Below are 21,736 nucleotides of genomic sequence, written 5' to 3'. Positions count from 1 at the left end.
GCGATGGCATCGGTACCCGCGGTCCTCAAGTCCGAGTGGACCAAGATCCGCACGGTCTCCTCCACGACCTGGACGCTGGCCTGCGCGCTGATCGTCACGGTGGCGGTCGGCGCGGCCCTGTGCGCGCTGATGAAGTCGCAGTTCGACGACCTCAAGCCGGCCGAGAGGCTGACCTTCGACCCGACGTTCATCAGCTTCTCCGGGATGATCCTGGGGCAGCTGGCGATGGTCGTCTTCGGCGTCCTGGTGGTGGGCACCGAGTACAGCTCGGGCATGATCCGCTCCTCGCTCGCCGCCGTACCGCAGCGTGCCACCTTCCTCTTCTCCAAGCTCACCGTCGCGACGCTGCTCGCGCTGGTCGTCGGCATGGCGACCAGCTTCCTGTCCTTCTTCCTCGGCCAGGCGCTGCTCGGTCCGCACCGCACCACCATCGGCGCACCCAACGTGCTGCGCGCGGTCATCGGCGCCGGGCTCTACATGGCACTGATCGCGCTGTTCTCGATGGGTGTCGCCACGATGCTGCGCAGCTCGATGCTGTCGCTGGGCATCCTGATGCCGTTCTTCTTCCTGATCTCGCAGATCCTCTCGGCCGTCCCCGGCGCCAAGGACGTGGCCCGCTACTTCCCCGACCGGGCTGGCTCACAGATCATGCAGGTGGTCCCGAACGCCATGAACAGCGATCCGGCGCCGTACGGCCCCTGGGGCGGTCTGGGCATCATGGTGCTGTGGGTGGTCGCGGCGCTGGCGGGCGGCTGGCTCGTCCTGCACCAGCGGGACGCCTGACCGCGAGGAACCGGACACGACGGCTTCGCCGGAACCGTCAAGGCCTGGATAAGCTCCTCACTCATACGGGGGCATGCCGGCCGTACGCCGGACACCGCCCCGACGACCCGAAACCGTCGATGGGGCTGGAGAATGATCGAGGCAGTCGGCCTGACGAAGCGCTACGGCGCCAAGACGGCCGTGCACAACCTTTCCTTTCAGGTGCGACCGGGCGCGGTCACCGGCTTCCTGGGGCCCAACGGCTCCGGCAAGTCCACGACGATGCGCATGATCCTCGGCCTGGACCAGCCCACCGCCGGGCACGTCACCATCGGCGGCCACCCCTTCCGCAGCCTCCCCAACGCCCCGCGCCAGGTCGGCGCCCTGCTCGACGCGAAGGCCGTGCACGGGGGCCGCAGCGCCCGCAACCACCTGCTCTCGCTCGCCCAGCTCTCGGGCATCCCGGCCCGCCGGGTGGACGAAGTGCTCGGCGTGGTCGGCCTCCAGGAGGTCGCCAAGCGGCGCTCCAAGGGGTTCTCGCTCGGCATGGGCCAGCGGCTCGGCATCGCGGCCGCGCTGCTCGGCGACCCGCAGGTGCTGCTCTTCGACGAGCCGGTCAACGGCCTCGACCCCGAGGGCATCCTGTGGGTGCGCAACCTGATGAAGCAGCTCGCCGCCGAGGGCCGCACGGTGTTCGTGTCCTCGCACCTGATGAGCGAGATGGCGCTGACCGCCGACCACCTCATCGTGATCGGCCGCGGCCAGCTGCTCGCGGACATGCGGATCGCCGACTTCATCTCGCACAACTCCGCGGACTTCGCCCGGGTGCGGACGCCCGCCACCGATCCCGCGCAGCGCGAGAAGCTGAGCGCCGCGCTGACCGAGGCGGGTGGCCAGGTGCTGCCCGAGGCGGACGGCGCGCTGCGCGTGACGGGCCTCGCCCTGCCCCGCATCAGCGACGTGGCGCACGAGGCGGACGTACGACTGTGGGAACTCTCCCCGCACCAGGCCTCCTTGGAGGAGGCGTACATGCGGATGACGCAGGGGGCCGTCGACTACCGCTCGACGACCGACCAGAAGGCGGGCCTCCAGCCCGCCATGCCGCCCGGGTACGCGCCACCGCCGGTGATCCCCGAGGTGCCGCAGCAGGGCTGGTACGCCCCGCCGCCGCCCGGCCAGAACCCGTACGCGGCCGCGCCCGGGCAGGCTCCGGCCCCGTACGCCCCGCAGCCGCCCGCCGCTCCCCCGGTTCCGCAGGCCCCGGCCGCGCCTGCCGCCCCGACCAAGCCCGAGGACGCCCGATGACCACCCCCTACCAGCAGCAGCCCCCGCTCCCGCAGGCGCCGGGCGGGCCGCTCGGCACGTACACCTCGCCGATCGCCCTGCGGCGGGCCACGTTCGCCGACGCGCTCGCCTCCGAGTGGACCAAGATCCGGTCGGTGCGTTCCACCATGTGGACGCTCGGTGTGCTGATCGTGCTCCTGCTCGGCCTCGGCCTGCTCGCGGGCTTCGTGGTGCGCTCCAGCGACACGCACATGGGCGAGCAGTCGGTCCTGGTGCTCGGCTTCTACGGGGTGCTGCTCGGCATGATCTGCGTGATCACGCTGGGCGTGCTGACCATCGCGTCCGAGTACGGCACCGGCATGATCCGTACGACCCTGACGGCCTGCCCGAGCCGGGCGCGGATCCTGGCCGCCAAGTCGGTCGTCTTCTTCCTGCTCTCGTTCGTCATCGTGACCGCCATGACGGCGCTGGTCGCGGCCATCCAGACGGCGATGGTGCCGAGCGCGCCGACACCGAGCGCCGACGAGTGGCTGCGGGCCACCGTCGGGGTCGGCCTCTACGTCGCGATGCTCGGGCTGCTCTCGCTCGCGGTGGGCGCGCTCATCCGGCACTCCGCGGGCTCGATCACGATCATGATCGGCCTGGTGCTGCTGCCGCTGGTGCTGGCCCTGTTCATGTTCACCGCGTCACTGAGCGACGTGCGCGACTTCCTCATGCAGTACTCGATCCCGAGCCAGCTGAGCGCCCTGTACGGGGCCTCGGTCTCGAACTCCGGGCCCAGCGGCTGGGACCCGCTGTGGATCATCACCGGGGTCACCGCGGTGGCCCTCGGCGGCGCGTTCCTCTCGCTCAACTCCCGCGACGTGTAAGGGCGTTCAGTACCGCGGCGCGTTCCTGGACCGCTGCACCCTCGTGGTGCGGCGGTCCTTCGCGTTCCAGCACGCCTTGTGCCAGTGCCGGCGCTCGTCGACGCCCCCGTACTCGGGCCAGGCCACCAGGTGCGGGGCGCCGGACGGGATCTCCTGGTCGCACCCGGGGCAGCGGTACCGCTTGCCGGCGGCACTGGCCCCCGCCACGTGCCGGACCGACCACTCCTCGCCCTGCCAGGTCTCGGTGCCCTGCAGGCCGAAGCGGTCGCCGCCCTCCGTCCGGTGCTCGGACTCGGTCGGCTTCTCGCCGCCCTTGGGGCGGTTGCGGCGCGGGGACACGTAGACACCTCACGGGGCGGGTCGGACCTTTCTCTCCAGCCTAGGCCCCCGCCGTCCGGGTACCCGCCCGGGCAGGGCGTGCCAGAGTCACCCTTTAGAGGGACTCTTAGCGGACAATCGCAAGAAGTTGGCGCGTGGCCGTGCCTTTGGCACTTGTCAGACGTTCTTGCCAGTAAGAGGGGGAGAGCCGCGTCGGCCGCAAGGAGGCAGAAGGCGATGCGTGTGGGCACTTTTGTACTGGCAGCCCAGTTCCCGGGCCAGGGGCAGGGAGAAACGCTCCACCGTGCGGTCAGGTCCGCCGAGGTGGCCGAGGAAGCCGGGCTGGATTCGGTGTGGCTGGCCGAACACCACTTCGTACCGTACGGCGTGTGCCCGTCCGCGGTGACGCTGGCCGCGTTATTGCTCGGGCGTACACGGCGGATCAGGGTCGGCACCGCGGTCACCGTGTTGCCGACCGCGCACCCGGTGGCGGTCGGCGAACAGGCCGCGCTGCTGCACCTCACCTCCGGCGGGCGGTTCACGCTCGGCGTGGGGCGGGGCGGGCCGTGGGTCGACCTGGAGGTGTTCGGCTCCGGACTGAAGGCGTACGAGCAGGGCTTCCCGGAAGCGCTGGACCTGCTCCTGCGCTGGCTGCGCGAACCCCGTGTGGCCGGCCAGGGGGAACGATTCGCCTTCCGGGAGGTCGACGTCGTGCCGCGGCCCGACGAGATCCTGGACGGCGGCCCCGAGGACGCCTGCCCGGAGGTCGTCGTGGCCTGCACGTCGCCGAGCAGCGTCAAGCTGGCGGCGGCCCGCGGGCTGCCGATGCTGCTCGGGATGCACTGCGGCGACGAGGAGAAGGCCGAGATGGTCGGGTTGTGGCGCCGCGAAGCGCTCGCGGCGGGCCACCGGCCGGAGAAGGTCGCGGCGGCGGGCCATGTGTCGGCCGGGGTCGCCCAGATCGCCGACCGCCGGGCCGGCGCCGCCGAGACCCTGCTGAAGTCGATGCCGGGCTGGCTGAAGCAGGGGCTCGACGCCCATGTGACGGTCGACGGCCGCCATCGCGCGATGCGGGACCCGGTGGCGTACACCGAGCTGCTCTGCGGCCTGCATCCGGTGGGCACCCCGCGCCTGGCCGCGGACCGGCTGGCGGCCACGTCCGAACGCACCGGCATCACCCGCTTCGCGCTCCTGGTCGAGGGCTCGGGCGACCTGGCCGCGACGGAGGAGAACGTACGCAGGCTGGGCGCGGAGGTGCTGCCGCTGCTGACGTAGGAAACCCGGACGGCAGAGAACCCTCCGAGGAGGGCCCGCGGGACGGGCCCGTACGGACGCCCACGCGGCCGGAAATCCCTCTGGACAGGGCGCAGGGGCCGGGGCAGCCCGTGAAAAGGGGGGCCTGGTGAGTCAGGCCCCCCAAGTTCCCGCCGCCTCGCGTCAGTTGCACCTCCCGCGACGCGCGGCGGCAGTGAAGACGTCAGCAGTCCCGAAGCTCCGGAGACTGGTTGAGCAGCTGACCCCTGATCGAGGTGAAGCGGGCGAGCCGCTCATCGGATGAGGGGTCCAGAGGGAACACCGCGACACGGTGGCAGTTCTGGAACGCCAGACGGACACCGAAGTGCCGCTGGAGCGCACCGCGAATGGCGTCACTCGCAAGGGCACGCAGCAGCTGGCCGCGCGCCTGCTCGTCCGGCGGTGGCGTCTGGTTGTCGGCGAACTCTCCGCCGTCGACCTTCAGCTGGGCCACCAGAGAGCTGATCATCTCCCACGCGTAGGGCAGGGAGGTCCGGACGCAGTCGACGAAGGCGGCTTCGTCGACCTCGCCTCGCTCGGCCTGTTCGAGTAGGGCCGGTGAGACGTCGAGCGACATGGTTTCTCCTCTCGCGACCCCGGGGAGCGGGGCCTTACGGGCAGGGAAAGGGAGCATGACGGCCGTCTCTCCCGACAACGCAGCGTGCGCGGCCGACAACCTCCCGCTTCCACGGTAGGCGCGATGTCCGGCCCGTGGCAGGTACTTGGCACGTAACCGGCCAATAACGAACAGTGCACTCCTGGGCGAATCGCGTTCGGCGGGGGGATTCGAGTAGCGTTGCCCACCATGCGTCTCGTCATCGCCCGCTGCTCCGTCGACTACGCGGGCCGGCTCACCGCCCACCTTCCGTCCGCCCCCCGTCTCATCCTGGTGAAGGCGGACGGCAGCGTCTCCATTCACGCTGACGACCGGGCCTACAAGCCCCTCAACTGGATGTCCCCGCCGTGCACCCTCAAGGAGGGCTCGGGGGACGATGAGGGCGTCTGGACCGTCATCAACAAGGCGGGCGAGAAGCTCATCATCATGATGGAGGAGGTCATCCACGACTCCTCGCATGAACTCGGCGTAGACCCTGGCCTGATCAAGGACGGCGTGGAAGCGCACCTCCAGGAGCTGCTCGCCGATCGGATCGAGACGCTCGGCGACGGCTACACCCTGATCCGCCGCGAATACCCCACGGCCATCGGCCCGGTGGACATCCTGTGCCGGGACGGCGACGGCAGGACCGTCGCGATCGAGATCAAGCGCCGCGGCGAGATCGACGGTGTAGAGCAGCTGACCCGCTATCTGGAGCTGCTCAACCGCGACCCGCACCTCGCCCCGGTCCAGGGCGTCTTCGCGGCCCAGGAGATCAAGCCCCAGGCCCGCGTGCTCGCCACCGACCGCGGCATCGGCTGCGTGGTGCTCGACTACGACGCCCTGCGCGGCATCGAGGACGACAAGCTCCGCCTGTTCTGACCGGCGGTCGCATCCGGTACGTACGAGAAGGGGCCCGCAGAGTGCTGCGGGCCCCTTCTCGTGCTGCGCGGGGTGTTACGCGGGCCCGGTGGCGGCCGAGGGTTTCGTCGAGGTCGCCGGGGCGCTCTTGCTGGGGGTGGTCGACGTCGTGGGCGGCTTGGAATCGGCCGGCGCACTGGACGTCGGGGTCTTGGAGGCCGGGCTCGAAGGCGGCGGCTTGGTGGAGGGCGGCGGCGGACCGCTGCCTCCGCCGCTCGCCGAGGACGACGGAGAAGGCGACTGCGAGGCGGGCGGGGAGCTGGACTTCGTCGGCGGTGTCGGCGGCGTCGGGTGCGACGGCTTGCCCGGGGTGGAGGGCTTGCCCGACGTGGACGGCTTCGTCGGGCCCGTGCTCGGCCCGGTGGTCGGGTGGCCCGTGGTGCTCGGGCTGCCGCTGTCGCCCGGGACCGGCTGCCCGGAGGCGCCGGGCCTGCCGGACGCGGACCTGCTCGGGGTCGCGCCACCGCCGCCCTTGTGGCCGCCCGGCTTGCCACTGCTGCCGGGGTTGTTGGGGTCGGCGTCCAGGCCGCCGCTGCCGTCGTCCTCGTTGGCCGACTGCTGCTGCTTGACGTGGTCGCCCTGGCCGTCGCCGTTGTTGTTGGAGGTCGCGCCGAGGGTGACCACCGTGCCGAGCACCGCCGCGAGCAGCGCGCCGGCGCCGGCCGCGATGAGGTTGCGCCGGGCTCCCCCGAACAGCGCGCGCCGCGCCTTGGGCATCGCGCCGCCCACCGGGGTGTCCCGCCGGGTGACCAACGTGGGCCCGGCGTCCGGGAGTTGGGCCGTCACGGCGACGGCGGGAACGCCCCCGGGCGGCGACTGGGACTCCTCGTAGCGGGCCGCGGGCACTTCCTCCCCGGAGGGGGTGCGTCCGCCTGGCAGAAGGCCGCCGGAGCGGTCCTCGACCAGCGCGAGGGCGCGGCGCCCAGCGACGGTGCCGCGCTTGTCGGCGAGCGCGCCGCGCAGCCCGATGGAGGCCTCCAGTTCGGCACGGGCCCGGTCCAGGCCGCCGTTGCAGAGCGCGAGCACCCCCAACTCGTGGTGGAAGTACGCCTCTTCGGCCACCTCGCCGGTCAATCGGGCCGCCTCGGAGCCCACCCGCAGCGTCCGCTCCCAGGCCCCCCAGTGCAGCCCCGCGGCGAAGACGGGCGCCGCGGTGCGGGCCAGCTTCACCGCGGCGGCGGGGTGTTCGGTCCCCGGATCGCGTGGCACGAGCGCGCTCATCGAGGCGAGCACCGCGTCGGCCTCGGCGACGGCGCGTTCGGGGGTGACCGAGGGGTGACCGGTCCACCAGGTGTAGTGCTGGGCGGCGGCGTGGGCCCGCTCGGCCGCGCCGGTGGCGTACCCGGTGCTCTCCAGCTGGGTCAGAACGCCCGCGGCCAGGCGGTAGCGGGAGCCGACCGGGGACAGCAGCCCGCTGTCGAGGAGTTCGCCGAGGGCGGCGTCCGCGTGGGTGTCGCCGATCAGCGCGGGCAGGTGCGCCTGGTGCGGCACCTCGCCGCCGAGCGCGACGGCGAACCGCAGCGTGGCCCGGGCGGACTCGCTCAGCCGGGAGGCGAGCAGCGCCGCGGGGGCCGCGCCCTCGCCGAGCGTCGGCAGCGGTATCTCGCGGCCCTCGCCCGAGAACACCGAGGCCTCGGCGGGCTCGTCCAGCGGAAAGCCGTACGGATCAAGGGAGTTGGGCTCGCCGCGCAGGTGGTCGCGCTGGCGCAGCAGGGCACCCGCCTGAACGAAGCGCAGCGGCAGGCCCTCGGACTCGAACCAGAGGTCACCGGCCCAGTTGGCCTCCTCGTCGGTCAGCGCCCGGTCGACCGCCTGCTCCAGGAGTTCGAGCGAGGCGCTGCGGCCGAGGCCGGACAGGAAGACCTCTTCGACGTGCGACTCGGAGTGCGGTGCCTGGACGTCGGGGGTGGCGGCGAGCAGATAGGCGCACTCGGGCGTGGCCATGAGTAGTTCTTCCAGGGTGGCGCCGCCGAATTCGAGGTCGTCGAGCACCACGACGGCGCCGATCTCGTGGACCCGCTCCAGGAGCGCGGCCCGGTCGGGCCGGTGCAGCGGCGCGTGGAACACCGTGGCGTACAGCTCGTGCAGGAGCTCGGTGGGGGTGCGGCGGTGGCCCGAGAGGCGTACGACGCCGTCGGGTGCGAGCTCGGCGCAGTCACCGGCGACCGCGTCGAGCAGGGCGCTGCGCCCGGACCCCGCGGGTCCGGTGAGCCGCACGGAGCGGCCGCGGCCGAGGAGGCGCACCAGCCGGGCGCGCTCCTCCTGCCGCTCCAGGAGGGCGGGGGTGGGCGTCATCAGGCCGGGCGGCAGCGGCGGCCGGGCGGCTCTCTCGTTCTCGGCCCGCTCGGCGGCGCTGCGCCGCACCGCGCGACCGGGTATCTCGCCCGGCGGACAGTTCTCGATCTCGCTGCCGTCGACCGGATTGACCGTCAGCAGGAAGTCGCCGGAGACGAGCTGGACGGTGCGGGCGAGTCCGGCCGCGCGCTGTCCGAACTCGGGTGTGACGGGCTCCCTGTCGCGCGGCGGGCGCTGCGGTCCGGCGCCCGGTTCCGCGTGTGCGCCCGCAACGCCGACCGTGTCGTCGGCATGGTTGAACTCTTCCGGTCCCCGGCTCATCGGGTCCATGGTGAAAGCCCCCCAGATGCGTGGTGCGTAAGGAATGCCCCTCCCGGCCCTTACGCACTTCGCTCTTCGCTGTCGCTTCTGGTCCGGTGCCCGCCCGTGGGTTCGTCGATCGGCGGGAAGCCGAACCCTAGACCTCCGGACAGTATCTACGAACAGGCGGGGTGCCGCCCCGCCCAAGACGTCACAGTCTCGTGAGGATTGCGCGCGGAGTCCGTTTCCCGCGCTCCTGTCACGAGACCTCCCGGGCTTCTACACGCGGGGCAGGGCCTCCGCCGCGATGCCGCCCTCGATCGCGAGGATGCGGTGCAGCCGGGTGGCGACCAGGAGCCGCTGCATCTGGGGCGGCACGCCGCGCAGTACGAGGCGCCGGCCGCACCGCCCGGCCCGGCGGTGGGCCCCCATGATGACGCCGAGTCCGGTGGCGTCCCACGAGTCCAGTTCGGTGAGGTCGAGCACGAGGTCCCCGGCCCCGTCGTCGACCGCCGAGTGCAGGGCCGTACGGGCGTCCGCCGCGCTGCGGACGTCGAGGCGGCCCCCGACGACCAGCTCGACGTGGTCGCCCCTGATGTGCATATGCGCTCCCGAGAGTGCTCTGGCTTTCGACAACCGACTCAACAACTGACTGCCCCACGGCCACAGAAGTTGCCGCCCGTGAGCGAACCGATACCTAATTCACCCCTTGGAGTGAGGCTTCGGGCTGCCGGCGGCTCAGTGCTTGTAGAAGCCCTGCCCGCTCTTGCGCCCGATGTCACCCGCGTCCACCATCCGGCGCATCAGCTCCGGCGGTGCGAACTTCTCGTCCTGGGACTCCGTGTAGATGTTGCTGGTGGCGTGGAGCAGGATGTCGACGCCGGTGAGGTCGGCGGTGGCGAGCGGGCCCATCGCGTGACCGAAGCCCAGCTTGCAGGCGAGGTCGATGTCCTCGGCGGTGGCCACGCCCGACTCGTACAGCTTGGCCGCCTCGACGACGAGCGCCGAGATGAGGCGGGTGGTGACGAAGCCCGCCACGTCGCGGTTGACCACGATGCAGGTCTTGCCGACCGACTCGGCGAACTCCCGCGCGGTGGCCAGCGTTTCGTCGCTGGTCTTGTAGCCGCGCACCAGCTCGCACAGCTGCATCATCGGGACCGGCGAGAAGAAGTGGACGCCGACGACCCGCTCGGGGTTCTCGGTGGCCGCCGCGATCTTGGTGATCGGGATGGCGGAGGTGTTGGAGGCGAGCACGGTGTCCGCGCGCACGATCTTGTCGAGCGCACGGAAGATCTCGTGCTTGACCTCCAGCTTCTCGAAGACGGCCTCGACGACGATGTCGGCGTCGGCGGCCGCTTCCAGGTCGGTGGTCGTGGTGATGCGGGCGAGCGCGGCCTCGGCGTCCTCGGCGGCCAGCCTGCCCTTGCTCACGAACCGGTCGTACGAGGCCTTGATGCCGTCGGTGCCGCGGGTGAGGGCTTCGTCGGTGACGTCGCGCAGGACGACGTCCCAGCCCGCCTGGGCCGAGACCTGCGCGATACCGGACCCCATGAGTCCGGCTCCGATGACGGCGAGCTTCCTGGCCACGACACTTCCCTCCAACAGGTTTCCACCCAAGCCTTCTTGGCGGAGGCTATCGGCCGGGCGGCCTTCTGGGAGCGCTTAGAGATGCGCGTCACGTCTCAGATGACGGACATCACACCGGGCGGCGTGAGGTGGGTCTCAGCGGGCGCCCCGTACGGCGTAGTTGAGCACCTTGTCCCCCAGGAGCCCCTCCATCTCGTCGATCAGGACGAGCACCTCGCGGGAGACCACGGCGGGGTCGCGGCCGGCCATCATCGCGCGGTCGATGGCGGACATCGTGGTCTGGTGGAGCCAGTTGATCTGCCCGGCGACGAGGGAGGGCAGCGGCTCCTCGGGGGGTGCGCCGACCTCCTCGCGCAGGGTCGCGTCGAGGTTCTCCAGGACCTCCTGGCCCACCGCCCACAGCCGGGCCTTGAGGGCGGGCGAGTCGTGGACGACGGTCATGAACCGGCTGTAGCCCGCCATCAGACCGACCCGGGGCGAGACCGACTCGACCTCCGCGCGCAGTTCCCGCAGCACCGCCTCGGCGGCCGACTCCCCCTCGTCGCGGCCGCGCACCCAGCGCGAGAGCCGGTCGACGACGCCCCTGCTGCGGTCGAGGAACAGGTCCTCCTTGGCCGGGAAGTAGTTGTAGACGGTGTTCACCGAGACGTCGGCCACCTCGGCGATCTCGGCGATCGTCACCGCCTCGAAGCCGCGCTCCATGAAGAGCCCGGTCGCCAGGTCCGAGATCCGCTGCCTGGTCTCGCGCTTCTTCCGCTCCCTGAGCCCTTCTGCCATGACGCCAGCCTAGGCGATCCTCTGCACTCCCTTAAAATTTGGGGCCATTGCAAAATTTAAGGGCCTCTGTTTTTCTGGGGTCATGGCAATCATCAGTACGGCCGGGCTCACCCGGACCTTCCCGAGCAGGAGCGGCCCGGTCGAGGCGGTGCGCGGCATCGACCTGACGGTGCGGGCCGGCGAGATCCTCGGCCTCCTCGGCCCCAACGGCGCGGGCAAGACCACCACGCTGCGGATGCTCACCACCCTGCTCCCGCCGACCGGCGGCGCGGCGACGGTGGCGGGCCACGACCTGCTGCGCGAACCGGCCGCGGTACGGCGGGCATGCGGTTACGTCGCCCAGTCCGGCGGCGTCGACCCCAACGTCTCCGTACGCGAGGAGCTGGTCACCCAGGGCCGCCTCTACCGGCTCACCAAGGCCCAAGCAACCGTGCGTGCACAGGAGTTGGCGGCCGAGCTCGGCCTCGTCGAGCTCCTCGGACGCGGGACGGCCACGCTCTCCGGGGGCCAGCGGCGGCGGCTCGACCTCGCGATGGGTCTGATGCACCGGCCCGCGGTGCTCTTCCTGGACGAGCCGACCACCGGTCTCGACCCGGGCAGCCGGGCCGACCTGTGGGACCTGGTGCGCCGGATCCGCGCCGACCACGGCACCACCGTCCTGCTCACCACCCACTACCTCGACGAGGCCGACGCCCTCGCCGACCGCCTCGTGATCGTCGACCGGGGCGTGGTCGTGGCCGCAGGCACCCCCGCCGATCTCAAGACCCGATACGTCGGCGGCCCGGACGCCTCGCTCCAGGACGCCTTCCTCGCCATCACCGGGCACGGCGCCGCGCCGCGGGAAACCGCGCCCCTAGCCGTCTAGGACTCCCCCATGACCGCCTCACCGCTGCTCTCCGACACCGCGCTGATCTTCGGCAGGTACGCCCGCCAGACGCTGCGCTCGAAGTTCCAGATCCTCTTCGGCGTCCTGATGCCGCTGCTCTACCTGCTCTTCTTCGGCCCGCTCCTGACCGGTATGCCGCTCGGCTCGCGCGGCAGTTCCTGGCAGGTCCTGGTGCCGGGTCTGCTGCTCCAACTCGCCCTGTTCGGCGCCTCGTTCGCGGGTTTCTCGATCATCATCGAGAACGGCTGGGGCGTCGTGGAGCGCATGCGCGTCACCCCCGTCTCCCGCCTGGCCCTGCTGCTCGGCCGGGTCCTGCGGGATTCCGCGCTCCTCGTCTTCCAGGCCGTGCTGCTGGTGCTCGCCGCGCTGGTCATGGGTCTGCGCGCCCCGCTCGCGGGGGTCCTGATCGGCTTCGCCTTCGTGGCGCTCCTGACCCTGGCGCTGGCCTCCCTCTCGTACGCGCTCGCCATGAAGGTGCGCACCCCGCAGGGGTTCGGCCCGGCGATCAACGCCATCACCATGCCGTCGATGCTGCTGTCCGGCCTGATGCTGCCCATGACGCTCGCGCCCGGCTGGCTGAACGTGCTGTCCCACTTCATGCCGTTCCGCTATCTGGTGGACGCGGTGCGGTCGGCGTACCTCGGCGCGTACGCCACCTCGACCATGCTGTACGGGGGTCTGGTGGCGGTCGGTTTCGCGGTGCTCGCCGTGACGGTGGGCACACGCGTCTTCCGCACGGCCGGAGCGTAACTACTCTGGCCGCATGGTCAATCTGACGCGCATCTACACCCGCACCGGCGACCAGGGCACCACCGCCCTCGGCGACATGAGCCGGACCGCCAAGACCGATCTGCGGATCTCGGCGTACGCCGACGCCAACGAGGCCAATGCCGTCATCGGTACGGCCATCGCGCTCGGGCAACTGTCCGAGGAGGTCGTGAAGGTGCTGGTCCGGGTCCAGAACGACCTGTTCGACGTGGGCGCGGACCTCGCCACGCCGGTCGTCGAGAACCCGGAGTACCCGCCGCTGCGGGTCGAGCAGTCCTACGTCGACAAGCTGGAGGCGGACTGCGACCGCTTCCTGGAGGAGCTCGACAAGCTCCGCAGCTTCATCCTGCCCGGCGGCACGCCCGGCGCGGCCCTGCTGCACCAGGCGTGCACGGTGGTGCGGCGGGCGGAGCGCTCCACGTGGGCGGCGCTGGAGGTGCACGCGGACGTGATGAACCCGCTGACGGCCACGTACCTCAACCGCCTCTCCGACCTCCTGTTCATCCTGGCCCGAACGGCCAACAAGGAGATGGGGGATGTGTTGTGGGTGCCGGGGGGTGAGCGGTAGCCCTCGCGGAGGTCGTACGCGCGGGGCCCCCTCTCGCGGGTCCCCCGCGGCCCCTGGGGATGCGTGCCCTCCGGCGCTTGAAGGGGCCTGGGGCTTCGCCCCAAGCCCCCCGATTCCATCTGCGGACCGTACGCGGCCGCTCGCGCAGTTCCCCGCGCCCCTGGGGGTGCATGTCAGCCAGCATCGACACCCTCAACCCCACGACCCCCTCAGCCCGTCCGGCGATTGAGGACGAGCGCCGTTCAGGCGCGATACGGGGTCTGGGGCGGAGCCCCAGCAACCCCCCGCTTCCATCCGCGGACCGTGCGCGGCCGCTCGCGCAGTTCCCCGCGCCCCTGGGGGTGCATGTCAGCCAGCGTTGACACACGTCCGGCGATTGAGGACGGGTGCGCGCACGGCGCGGACGGGGGCTGGGGTGGAGCCCCGGGGTCAGGGGGAGGTGGTCGCGTCCGCGTCGGCTGCCGCCGCCGCGGACTCCGCGTCGGTCACCTTCTTCTCCATCTGCCGCTCCGTCCCCGACGACCCGGAAGGCCCCGCCGCGTGGGAGTGGGCGCAGCCCGTGGCGAGCGCGGCCGTCAGGGCCGCGGCCGCGACGGCGAGCCGCAGGCCCCGGGCACGCATCACTTCGTCCCGTTGTTGTTGGCCGAGCACCAGGAGGCCACGTCCTTGAGGTCCTTCTGGCGCTGCTGGAGCGTGGTCACCAGGCCCTTGCGGTAGGTGAGCCTGTGGTCGAGGTAGGTGGCGACCGCGGTGTGGCCCTCCTTCTTCGCGTCGTCCACCCGCTGCTGCAACCGGGCCACCGAGCCCACCGTGCCCGCTCCCCCGCCGAGGCGGTTCAGGGCGCGTTCGAGGCGCTTCTCGGTCTTGGGCTCGCGCTTGCAGATGCCCTTGGCGCCGTCGCCCGTGGGCGCCTTCGCCGTGGCGGCGGGCGAGGGCGTCGAGTCCGCGAAGGCGCTGGGCGCGGTGACGGTCAGTACGGCCGTCGCGGCGAGGGCGGCCGCCGCGAGACGGCGGCGGTGGATCATGGCGTTGCGCATGGCTGCTGCCTCCCTGATGTACGGATTTCCGGTACGCCCCGGAGGCTAGGAAGGCTCTTTGTGGGAACTCTGTGATCGCTCGGCGGTGACCGTCAACCAGTCCCGCCGGGCCGGGAGTTCGCCCTCGGGCACCGGCCCCGCGCCGGGCAGCCGCACCGTGCACCGGGTGCCCCGCCCGCCGGGCCCCTCGCCGAGTTCGACGGTGCCGCGGTGCAGCGCCGCCTGCTGGGCGACCAGGGTGAGCCCGAGCCCGGAGCCGGTGCTGGCGGGCCCCCGGTGGAAGCGGCGGAACACCTCCTGGCGGTCGGCGGGGGCGATGCCCGGGCCCCGGTCGTCGACGATGACCAGCACCTGGCCGCCCTCCCGCCCCACCGCGACCGCGATCTCGGCCCGCCCCCGCGCGTCCCGCCCGTGGGCGAGGGCGTTGCCCAGGAGGTTGTCGAGCAGGATGCGGATGCCGGGCTCCCAGCCGTGCAGCGGGGCGGGCCCGGCGCTCAGCGTGATCACGGCGTCCGGGGCGCGCCGCCGGGCCTCGGCCACCGCGGCGTCGGCGACCTCCGCCACGTCGAGCACCCGGAAGGCGTCGGCCTCCACCAGATCGCCGCGCCCGAGCTCGCGCAGCGCCACCAGCATGCCGAGCAGCCGCGCGTGCTCGCGCCGCAGGTCCTCGACGACCTCGGCACGGTCGGCGTCGGGGAGACCGGGGTGGGCCAGGACGTCGAGGTTGGTGCCCATGCTCATCAGCGGGTTGCGCAGTTCGTGCGAGGCCGCCGCGGAGAAGGAGCGGGCGGTGTCCAGGGCCTGTGCGGTGCGGGCGGCCTGTTCGTCGTAGCGGGCGAGGACGGTCTGGAGGGTGGCGGCCAGGTCGTCGACCTCGGCGACGCGGGTCGGCCGGTGCTCCAGCCGTACCGAGGTGGTCCGCGGGTCGAGCCCGGCCGCCGCCCCGCGCAGCCGGCGCAGCGGACGAGTCGCGCCGCTCGCGACGGCCCAGGCCAGCAGGGCCGAGACCGGGGCGGCGAGGAGGGCCGTGGTCACCACGCGGTTGCGGACCAGGGTGAGCTGGGCGCGGCTCGCGGTGTCCGGTGCGAACACCCACAGGGTGCCGGAGACCTGCGCGTCGGTGACGGGCAGCGCGTACGCCCGCCAGCCGCTGCCCGCGCCGCGGACGGTGACGGGCCCCTTCCCCGGCGCGGGCAGCGGCACCGAGGCGTCGGGCTGGGGGCCGCCGCTGAACGTGCCGTCGGGCCCGACCAGACGTACGCCGACGTCCAACGCGGCGTTGAACAGCCTGCGTTGGCGGTTCTCCTCGACGGTCGGCCGGCCGTGGGCCGCGGCCCGCAGCAGGGTGCGGGCGTCCTGGGCGATCGCGGTGGCCCGGGTCCGCAGATGGCTGTCCTCGGCGCGGTGCAGATCGCGGGCGACGAGGGTGAGTAGCAGCCAGCCGCAGGCCAGGACGAGGAGCGGGACGGTGGCGCCGACGGCCAGTGCGATCCGGGTGGAGAGCTTCACGGCTGCTCCCGCAGGACGAAGCCGACGCCGCGCACGGTGTGCACGAGCCGGGGCGCGCCGTCCGCCTCCAGTTTGCGGCGCAGATAGCTGACGAAGGTGTCCACCGCGTCGGTGCGTACGTCGAAGTCGTACCCCCAGACCCGTTCGAGCAGTTGGTCGCGGCTGAGGACGAGTCCGGCGTTGCGGGCGAGCACTTCGAGGAGTTCGTACTCGCGCCGGGTGAGGTCCAGCGGACGTCCGTCGCGCTGTGCGGTGCGGGCGGCCGGGTCGATGACGAGGCCGCAGGCGCGGACCACGTCGTGCGCGGCGGGCGGTCGGCGGCGCAGCAGGGCGTGCAGGCGCAGCACCAGCTCCTGCAACGCGAAGGGCTTGACCAGGTAGTCGTCGCCGCCCGCCTGGAGTCCGGCGATGCGGTCGGCGGTCTCGTCGAGCGCGGAGAGCATCAGGACGGGCAGGTCGTGTCCGGCCTCCCGCAGCGTGCGGCACACCTCGATGCCGCTCATGCCGGGCATGGACACGTCCAGGACGAGCACGTCGGGCGGGCTCTGCTCGACGGCGGCGAGCGCGGCGCGGCCGCCGTCGGCGGTGCGGACCCGGAAGCCGTTCAGCCGGAGCCCCCGGTCGAGGGAGCGGCGCACGGCGGCGTCGTCGTCGACGACCAGGACGTCTCCGGGGCGAATCGGCCCGCTCATCCGCGCTCCCTCACTTCGTCCGGCTACCGCCGGGTCAGGGTACGGTCCTCGGCTGTGTGCCCCCCGGAGCGCTCGGAGGCGGGTTTCAGGAGCCGGTCGAGCAGCGAGGGCCGCGCCTTCGGTTCCTCGGCCTTCTTCGGGAACAGCGTGTAGCTCAGCGCGATGATCACGTTGATGCCGATCACCCACACCATCCTCTGCTGCCACATCCGCAGCGACTCGGTGCCGCCGTCCCCGCCGACGTACCAGATCGCGGCCTGGAGCAGCGCGATCGCGATGACCGCCGCGACGGTGAAGCGGCCCGCCGTCCTCCACTCGTACGCGGTCCTCGCGCCGCCTCCCTGCGGCGCCCCGGCGGGCTTCGGGCCGCCCGCGAAGCGGTAGGCGACCCAGGCGTCGGCGCGCGTCACCAGGTAGTGGCCCATCCCGGCCGAGAAGCCGAGGTAGACGGCGGCCAGGCCGTGCTTCCAGTCCGGCTGGGCGCCGTTCCTCAGGTCGACGGCGGTCACCACGAGCAGCACCACCTCAAGGAGCGGCTCGCACAGCAGCACCGCCACGCTCGTCCGCCGCATCCCGGCGAGATAGCGCAGGGCGAGACCCGCGGCCAGCAGGACCCAGAAACCGACTTCACAGGCGACGATCAGCGTGACGATCACGGTGGTCTCCTCTCCGACTCCTCAAGGCTCGCCCGCGTCCGGCGCCCCTTCGTCGTCGCCGGTGACGAATCGGGACTGCATCCTTCGATGTAGTGGCACCTCGGCCCGGGCGGGGAGGACCGCGCCGCGGCGGCCGTGTTGGATGGGAGCGTGACCCTGTTCAGCCGACCGCACCGCGACGACGTCCTGATCGCCGTCGTCGGGCTGCTCGGCGGCCTCGCCCTGTGGGCCCTCGGGCTGCACACCCAGGGCGACCGCCCGCTGCCCGGCCCCTGGGTGCTGGTGCCGCTGGCCCTGATGGCGGGCCTCGAACTGCTGCGCCGCACCGCACCGCAGACCGCCCTGGTCGTGGGCACCGGTGCGCTGCTGGCGGACCAGTTCACGCCGGGCAGCCTGGCGACGGTCGTGATGTTCACCGACCTCGTGTACGCGGCCGTGCTGTACGGCACGCCGGCCGCCGCGCGCCGCATCCCGGTCACCACCGGGCTGATCACGGTCGGCGCGACGATCGGGTTCTACGCCTGGTTCCAGCAGCCCCAGGCGCTGCTCATCGGCGCGGTGACCGCGCTGATCTCGTTCGCGCCCGCGACCACCGGCGCCCTGGTGCGCAACCACCGCGACGCCGCCGAGAGCGCTCGGCTGCGGGCCGAACAGACCGCGCTGCTCGCCGAGATGGACCGCAGCCAGGCCGTCGTCGCCGAGCGCGCCCGGATGGCCCGCGAGCTGCACGACATGGTCGCCAACCACCTGTCGGCGATCGCGATCCACTCCACGGCCGCGCTCTCGCTCGACGACCCCGCCACGACCCGGCAAGCGCTCTCGGTGATCCGCGAGAACAGCGTGGACGGGCTCGCCGAGATGCGCCGGCTCATCGGGCTGCTCCGCGACACCGGCGGACGCGACGAGCCCGCCACCGCGCCCACCCTGGCCGGGCTCGACGCGCTCATCGCCCAGGCCCGCACCAGCGGAGCCGACAGCGGGCTCCGCTTCGGGTTTGACGACCGCCGCGCCGAGGACGGCCCGCTGCCCGCGCCGGTGGAGCTCGCGGCGTACCGGATCGTCCAGGAGTCCCTCACCAACGCCCTCAAACACGCGGCGCCCGGCACCGTCGAGGTGGTGCTCGCCCACATGGACGGGGTGCTCACGGTGTGCGTCACCAGCCCGTACGGTGAGCGGCCCGGGCCGCGCGCGCCGGGTTCCGGGGCCGGGCTCGTGGGGATGCGCGAGCGGACGGAACTGCTCGACGGGACCTTCGCCGCGGGCCCCATAACGGCGCCGGACGGCACCAGGATCTGGCAGGTGCGGGCCCAACTGCCCGCCGAAGAAAGGAGGTTGAGCACATGACGATCCGGGTGCTGGTCGCGGAGGACCAGTCGGCGGTGCGGGCCGGTCTCGTCCTGATCCTGTCCAGCGCCCCGGACATCGAGGTGGTGGGCGAGGCCGTGGACGGCGAGCAGGCGGTCGCGCTGGCCCGGGCACTGCGCCCCGACCTCGTTCTGATGGACGTCCAGATGCCCCGCCTCGACGGCGTCTCGGCGACCGCCGTGGTCACCGGCGAACGGCTCGCCGACGTGCTGGTCCTGACCACCTTCGACCTGGACGAGTACGTCTTCGGGGCGCTGCGCGCGGGCGCGGCGGGCTTCCTGCTGAAGAACGCCGACGCCAAGGACCTCATCGAGGCGGTGCGGACGGTCGCGCGGGGCGAGGGCCTGATCGCCCCGGCCGTCACCCGGCGCCTGATCACCGAGTTCGCCTCGACCCCGCTCCCCGTCGCCCCGCAGCGCCCGGCGGCGCTCGACACCCTCACCCGGCGCGAGGGCGAGGTGCTTTCCTGCCTCGGCCGGGGCCTGTCCAACGCGGAGATCGCGCTGCGCCTCGACATGGCGGAGGCCACCGTGAAGACCCACGTCAGCCGGTTGCTGGGAAAGCTGGAACTGCGCAGCCGGGTCCAAGCGGCCGTGCTGGCCCAGGAGTTGGGGCTCCAGTGAACCCCGTGCACGGAGGTCTGGACCTCTTGACGGTTGGTCCAGACCTTTCTACGCTCACCGCACACTGCTGGTGGGCACGCCATCCCTGAGGCACCCAGGCGCACCCACCGGACGGAGCAGGGCCCCACCCCCACCACCGTCGCACCATTCGGGAGCAGCCTTGAGAACCGCACGTCATCTCCGTACGCGCTTCAGATCAAGAGCCGCAGCGGCCCTGACCGCACTCGCCCTCCCCCTGGCCGCACTCGTGGGCCTGGCCTCCCCCGCCGAAGCCGCCACCTCGGCGACCGCCACCTATGCCAAGTCCTCGGACTGGGGCACGGGATTCGGGGCCGGCTGGACCATCAAGAACACCGGCACCACCACGCTGAGCTCCTGGACCGTGGAGTGGGACTACCCCTCCGGTACGTCCGTGACCTCGGCCTGGGACGCGGACGTCACCAACTCCGGAACCCACTGGACCGCCAAGAACAAGTCGTACAACGGCACCCTCGCCCCCGGCGCCAGCGTGAGCTTCGGCTTCAACGGCGCGGGGTCGGGCTCGCCCTCGGGCTGCAAGCTCAACGGCGGCTCCTGCGACGGCGGTTCGACGCCGGGCGACAACCCGCCGTCCGCCCCCGGCACCCCGACCGCGAGCAACGTCACGGACACCGGGGTGACGCTGTCCTGGGCGGCGGCGACCGACGACAAGGGCGTCAAGAACTACGACGTCTACCGGGGCTCGGCGAAGATCGCCACGGTCACCGGCACGACGTACACCGACTCCGGCCTGACGGCCGGGACCACCTACACCTACAGCGTGACCGCGCGCGACACCGCCGACCAGACGGGCCCCTCGTCCGGCTCGGTCACCGTCACCACCACCGGCGGGGGCGGTCCCGGCCCCGGCCCCGGCGGCGACAAGGTGCGGCTCGGCTACTTCACCGACTGGGGCATCTACCAGCGCAACTACCAGGTGAAGAACGTCGTGACCTCCGGCTCGGCGAGCAAGCTGACCCACATCAACTACGCGTTCGGCAACGTCACCAACGGCCAGTGCGCCATCGGTGACGCCTACGCCGACTACCAGAAGACGTACGACGCGTCCTCCAGCGTCGACGGCACCGCCGACACCTGGGACCAGCCGGTCGCGGGCAACATCAACCAGCTGCGCGAGCTCAAGAAGAAGTACCCGAACATCAAGATCCTCTGGTCCTTCGGCGGCTGGACCTGGTCCGGCGGCTTCGGCGCGGCGGCCGCGAACCCGGCGGCCTTCGCCGACTCCTGCTACTCGCTGGTCAAGGACCCGCGCTGGGCCGATGTCTTCGACGGCATCGACATCGACTGGGAGTACCCCAACGCCTGCGGGCTCTCCTGCGACACCAGCGGGCCCGCGGCCCTCAAGAACCTGCTGGCCGCGCTGCGTTCGAAGTTCGGCGGCTCGGCGCTGGTCACGGCCGCCGTGACGGCCGACGGCTCGACGGGCGGCAAGATGGACGCGGCCGACTACGGGGGCGCGGCGCAGTACGTCGACTGGTACAACGTGATGACGTACGACTTCTTCGGCGCCTGGGCGGCGCAGGGCCCCACGGCCCCGCACTCCCCGCTCACCTCCTACAACGGCATCCCCATCGCGGGCTTCAACACGGACGCGGCGATCCAGAAGTACCTCGGCAAGGGTGTCCCGGCGAGCAAGCTCAACCTGGGCATCGGGTTCTACGGCCGCGGCTGGACGGGCGTCACCCAGGACGCGCCCGGCGGCACGGCGACGGGGCCCGCGCCCGGCACCTACGAGCAGGGCATCGAGGACTACAAGGTCCTCAAGTCCAGCTGCCCCGTGACCGGCACGATCGCGGGCACGGCGTACGCCCACTGCGGCTCCAACTGGTGGAGCTACGACACGCCGTCGACGATCACCGGCAAGATGACGTACGTGAAGAACCAGGGGCTTCGGGGTGCGTTCTTCTGGGAGTTCAGCGGTGACACGTCCAACGGGGAGCTGATCTCGGCGATGGCCGGCGGCCTGAGCTGACCCCGTCCCCCCGGGGAGCGGGCCCGTCCCCCGCCCCCGGGGCCTCCCTCCCCTCGCGCCGCGCGCATCCGCCCGTGGGGCTGTCCTTCCCGGGGTGCACGCATGCGGCGTGCTCGCGCGTCCATCTTCGACCGCGGACCGCATGTCGCTCGCCGCGCAGTTCCCCGCGCCCCTGGCGGGGCCATCCCTCGCAGGGTGCACCGATACAGGTTTTGCGCATCCACCTTCGTCTGCGGACCACGGACGGCTCGTCGCGCAGTTCCCCGCGCCCCTCCCAGGGTCACCGCTCGCAGGGTGCACGCATGCGGCGTGCTCGCGCATCCGCCTTCGACCGCGGACCGCAGGTGGCTTGTCGCGCAGTTCCCCGCGCCCCTGACAGGGCCATCCCTCGCAGCACGCATCCAGACACCGGACCCGCACATCAACCTTCAACTGCGGACCGCAGGTGGCTTGTCGCGCAGTTCCCCGCGCCCCCGGCGGGGCTGTCCTTCACCGGGTGCACCGATGCGGGCCTTACGCATCCGCCTTCGTCTGCGGACCACGGACGGCTCGTCGCGCAGTTCCCCGCGCCCCTCCCAGGGTCACCGCTCGCAGGGTGCACGCATGCGGCGTGCTCGCGC

At 72.2% G+C, this 21,736-nt stretch carries 22 protein-coding genes; 11 read left to right on the top strand and 11 right to left on the bottom strand.

Annotation, left to right across the window (positions count from 1 at the left end):
• The first annotated feature begins 3 nt into the window (after positions 1-3).
• The 3 genes from AC07F3_RS25140 to AC07F3_RS25130 all read left to right on the top strand — a co-directional run bounded on the left by AC07F3_RS25140 (position 4) and on the right by AC07F3_RS25130 (position 2,915).
• Positions 4-783, top strand: coding sequence for an ABC transporter permease (locus tag AC07F3_RS25140; protein ID WP_479116693.1), 780 nt, complete (start codon positions 4-6; stop codon positions 781-783).
• 132 nt (positions 784-915) lie between these two features.
• Positions 916-2,067, top strand: a complete 1,152-nt coding sequence (locus AC07F3_RS25135) for an ABC transporter ATP-binding protein (protein ID WP_479116692.1) — start codon at positions 916-918, stop codon at positions 2,065-2,067.
• On the top strand, positions 2,064-2,915 hold the full coding sequence (locus AC07F3_RS25130; protein WP_479116691.1) for an ABC transporter permease: 852 nt from the start codon (positions 2,064-2,066) through the stop codon (positions 2,913-2,915). The genes AC07F3_RS25135 and AC07F3_RS25130 overlap by 4 nt, the downstream gene beginning before the upstream one ends.
• 6 nt (positions 2,916-2,921) lie before the next feature.
• On the opposite strand, the gene AC07F3_RS25125 is transcribed toward AC07F3_RS25130, so the two are convergent.
• Entirely contained in the window at positions 2,922-3,254 is a 333-nt protein-coding gene (locus AC07F3_RS25125) for an ATP/GTP-binding protein (RefSeq protein WP_469839845.1), read from the bottom strand.
• Positions 3,255-3,470: 216 nt separating this feature from the next.
• Here AC07F3_RS25125 and AC07F3_RS25120 point away from each other — a divergent pair, with 216 nt between their 5' ends.
• The gene (locus AC07F3_RS25120) at positions 3,471-4,508 is read left to right on the top strand and encodes an LLM class flavin-dependent oxidoreductase (RefSeq protein WP_479116690.1); all 1,038 of its coding nucleotides are present in this window, start codon (positions 3,471-3,473) and stop codon (positions 4,506-4,508) included.
• Positions 4,509-4,710: 202 nt separating this feature from the next.
• Here the strand turns inward: AC07F3_RS25120 and AC07F3_RS25115 are convergent, their stop codons facing one another.
• On the bottom strand, positions 4,711-5,103 hold the full coding sequence (locus AC07F3_RS25115; RefSeq protein ID WP_053727014.1) for an SCO5389 family protein: 393 nt from the start codon (positions 5,101-5,103) through the stop codon (positions 4,711-4,713).
• 228 nt (positions 5,104-5,331) lie between these two features.
• On the opposite strand from AC07F3_RS25115, the gene nucS reads away from it, so the two are divergent.
• Positions 5,332-6,003: an endonuclease NucS gene (nucS, locus tag AC07F3_RS25110; RefSeq protein ID WP_479116689.1), complete on the top strand. Its 672-nt coding sequence runs from the start codon at positions 5,332-5,334 to the stop codon at positions 6,001-6,003.
• Positions 6,004-6,078: 75 nt separating this feature from the next.
• On the opposite strand, the gene AC07F3_RS25105 is transcribed toward nucS, so the two are convergent.
• The 4 genes from AC07F3_RS25105 to AC07F3_RS25090 form a co-directional block, all read right to left on the bottom strand.
• Positions 6,079-8,667 (bottom strand): ATP-binding protein, encoded by a 2,589-nt coding sequence (locus AC07F3_RS25105; RefSeq protein WP_479116688.1) that lies wholly within the window; start codon positions 8,665-8,667, stop codon positions 6,079-6,081.
• A 249-nt stretch (positions 8,668-8,916) separates the two neighbouring features.
• Positions 8,917-9,240: an STAS domain-containing protein gene (locus tag AC07F3_RS25100; RefSeq protein WP_114038189.1), complete on the bottom strand. Its 324-nt coding sequence runs from the start codon at positions 9,238-9,240 to the stop codon at positions 8,917-8,919.
• 135 nt (positions 9,241-9,375) lie between these two features.
• Entirely contained in the window at positions 9,376-10,224 is an 849-nt protein-coding gene (locus AC07F3_RS25095; RefSeq protein ID WP_479116687.1) for a 3-hydroxyacyl-CoA dehydrogenase family protein, read from the bottom strand.
• Between the two features lie 135 nt (positions 10,225-10,359).
• Complete coding sequence (locus AC07F3_RS25090; RefSeq protein WP_479116686.1) at positions 10,360-11,001, bottom strand: TetR/AcrR family transcriptional regulator; 642 nt, start codon at positions 10,999-11,001, stop codon at positions 10,360-10,362.
• 82 nt (positions 11,002-11,083) lie between these two features.
• Between AC07F3_RS25090 and AC07F3_RS25085 the strand changes: the two genes are divergently transcribed.
• From AC07F3_RS25085 to AC07F3_RS25075, 3 genes are read left to right on the top strand one after another with little or no spacing between them, the layout of a single operon-like run.
• A complete protein-coding gene (locus tag AC07F3_RS25085) occupies positions 11,084-11,866 on the top strand; it encodes an ABC transporter ATP-binding protein (protein ID WP_479116685.1) in 783 nt (260 codons plus the stop codon).
• 9 nt (positions 11,867-11,875) lie between these two features.
• Complete coding sequence (locus tag AC07F3_RS25080) at positions 11,876-12,637, top strand: ABC transporter permease (protein WP_479116684.1); 762 nt, start codon at positions 11,876-11,878, stop codon at positions 12,635-12,637.
• 13 nt (positions 12,638-12,650) lie between these two features.
• Positions 12,651-13,223 carry a cob(I)yrinic acid a,c-diamide adenosyltransferase gene (locus tag AC07F3_RS25075; protein WP_479116683.1) on the top strand — a complete coding sequence of 191 codons (573 nt, stop codon included), beginning with the start codon at positions 12,651-12,653 and terminating at the stop codon, positions 13,221-13,223.
• Positions 13,224-13,652: 429 nt separating this feature from the next.
• Here the strand turns inward: AC07F3_RS25075 and AC07F3_RS25070 are convergent, their stop codons facing one another.
• From AC07F3_RS25070 to AC07F3_RS25050, 5 genes are read right to left on the bottom strand one after another with little or no spacing between them, the layout of a single operon-like run.
• A complete protein-coding gene (locus AC07F3_RS25070; RefSeq protein WP_479116682.1) occupies positions 13,653-13,844 on the bottom strand; it encodes a hypothetical protein in 192 nt (63 codons plus the stop codon).
• Positions 13,844-14,260, bottom strand: coding sequence for a hypothetical protein (locus tag AC07F3_RS25065; RefSeq protein ID WP_479116681.1), 417 nt, complete (start codon positions 14,258-14,260; stop codon positions 13,844-13,846). Before AC07F3_RS25065 ends, AC07F3_RS25070 begins: the two co-directional genes overlap by 1 nt.
• A 45-nt stretch (positions 14,261-14,305) precedes the next feature.
• Entirely contained in the window at positions 14,306-15,769 is a 1,464-nt protein-coding gene (locus AC07F3_RS25060; protein ID WP_479116680.1) for a sensor histidine kinase, read from the bottom strand.
• The gene (locus AC07F3_RS25055) at positions 15,766-16,461 is read right to left on the bottom strand and encodes a response regulator transcription factor (protein WP_479116679.1); all 696 of its coding nucleotides are present in this window, start codon (positions 16,459-16,461) and stop codon (positions 15,766-15,768) included. Before AC07F3_RS25055 ends, AC07F3_RS25060 begins: the two co-directional genes overlap by 4 nt.
• Before the next feature lie 23 nt (positions 16,462-16,484).
• Positions 16,485-17,117: a hypothetical protein gene (locus AC07F3_RS25050; protein WP_479116678.1), complete on the bottom strand. Its 633-nt coding sequence runs from the start codon at positions 17,115-17,117 to the stop codon at positions 16,485-16,487.
• A 156-nt stretch (positions 17,118-17,273) separates the two neighbouring features.
• Between AC07F3_RS25050 and AC07F3_RS25045 the strand changes: the two genes are divergently transcribed.
• The 3 genes from AC07F3_RS25045 to AC07F3_RS25035 all read left to right on the top strand — a co-directional run bounded on the left by AC07F3_RS25045 (position 17,274) and on the right by AC07F3_RS25035 (position 21,116).
• Positions 17,274-18,461 carry a sensor histidine kinase gene (locus AC07F3_RS25045; RefSeq protein WP_479117021.1) on the top strand — a complete coding sequence of 396 codons (1,188 nt, stop codon included), beginning with the start codon at positions 17,274-17,276 and terminating at the stop codon, positions 18,459-18,461.
• Entirely contained in the window at positions 18,458-19,105 is a 648-nt protein-coding gene (locus AC07F3_RS25040) for a response regulator (RefSeq protein ID WP_479116676.1), read from the top strand. The genes AC07F3_RS25045 and AC07F3_RS25040 overlap by 4 nt, the downstream gene beginning before the upstream one ends.
• A 160-nt stretch (positions 19,106-19,265) precedes the next feature.
• Positions 19,266-21,116, top strand: a complete 1,851-nt coding sequence (locus tag AC07F3_RS25035; protein WP_479116675.1) for a glycosyl hydrolase family 18 protein — start codon at positions 19,266-19,268, stop codon at positions 21,114-21,116.
• Positions 21,117-21,736: the final 620 nt, after the last annotated feature.

The organism is Streptomyces sp. NPDC045846 (assembly GCF_056431605.1).
The sequence above is the reverse complement of the archived record's forward strand: the minus strand, read 5'-3'. Positions and strand labels throughout refer to the sequence as shown.

Bases quoted from the DNA above. Each gene is read 5' to 3' on its own strand.
- AC07F3_RS25135 (WP_479116692.1), top strand. From the start codon at position 916: ATGATCGAGGCAGTCGGCCTGACGAAGCGCTACGGCGCCAAGACGGCC.
- AC07F3_RS25075 (WP_479116683.1), top strand. From the start codon at position 12,651: ATGGTCAATCTGACGCGCATCTACACCCGCACCGGCGACCAGGGCACC.
- AC07F3_RS25040 (WP_479116676.1), top strand. From the start codon at position 18,458: ATGACGATCCGGGTGCTGGTCGCGGAGGACCAGTCGGCGGTGCGGGCC.
- AC07F3_RS25065 (WP_479116681.1), bottom strand. From the start codon at position 14,260: ATGCGCAACGCCATGATCCACCGCCGCCGTCTCGCGGCGGCCGCCCTC.
- AC07F3_RS25130 (WP_479116691.1), top strand. From the start codon at position 2,064: ATGACCACCCCCTACCAGCAGCAGCCCCCGCTCCCGCAGGCGCCGGGC.
- AC07F3_RS25100 (WP_114038189.1), bottom strand. From the start codon at position 9,240: ATGCACATCAGGGGCGACCACGTCGAGCTGGTCGTCGGGGGCCGCCTC.
- AC07F3_RS25055 (WP_479116679.1), bottom strand. From the start codon at position 16,461: ATGAGCGGGCCGATTCGCCCCGGAGACGTCCTGGTCGTCGACGACGAC.
- AC07F3_RS25090 (WP_479116686.1), bottom strand. From the start codon at position 11,001: ATGGCAGAAGGGCTCAGGGAGCGGAAGAAGCGCGAGACCAGGCAGCGG.
- AC07F3_RS25120 (WP_479116690.1), top strand. From the start codon at position 3,471: ATGCGTGTGGGCACTTTTGTACTGGCAGCCCAGTTCCCGGGCCAGGGG.
- AC07F3_RS25140 (WP_479116693.1), top strand. From the start codon at position 4: ATGGCATCGGTACCCGCGGTCCTCAAGTCCGAGTGGACCAAGATCCGC.
- nucS (WP_479116689.1), top strand. From the start codon at position 5,332: ATGCGTCTCGTCATCGCCCGCTGCTCCGTCGACTACGCGGGCCGGCTC.
- AC07F3_RS25105 (WP_479116688.1), bottom strand. From the start codon at position 8,667: ATGGACCCGATGAGCCGGGGACCGGAAGAGTTCAACCATGCCGACGAC.
- AC07F3_RS25080 (WP_479116684.1), top strand. From the start codon at position 11,876: ATGACCGCCTCACCGCTGCTCTCCGACACCGCGCTGATCTTCGGCAGG.
- AC07F3_RS25115 (WP_053727014.1), bottom strand. From the start codon at position 5,103: ATGTCGCTCGACGTCTCACCGGCCCTACTCGAACAGGCCGAGCGAGGC.
- AC07F3_RS25070 (WP_479116682.1), bottom strand. From the start codon at position 13,844: ATGCGTGCCCGGGGCCTGCGGCTCGCCGTCGCGGCCGCGGCCCTGACG.
- AC07F3_RS25085 (WP_479116685.1), top strand. From the start codon at position 11,084: ATGGCAATCATCAGTACGGCCGGGCTCACCCGGACCTTCCCGAGCAGG.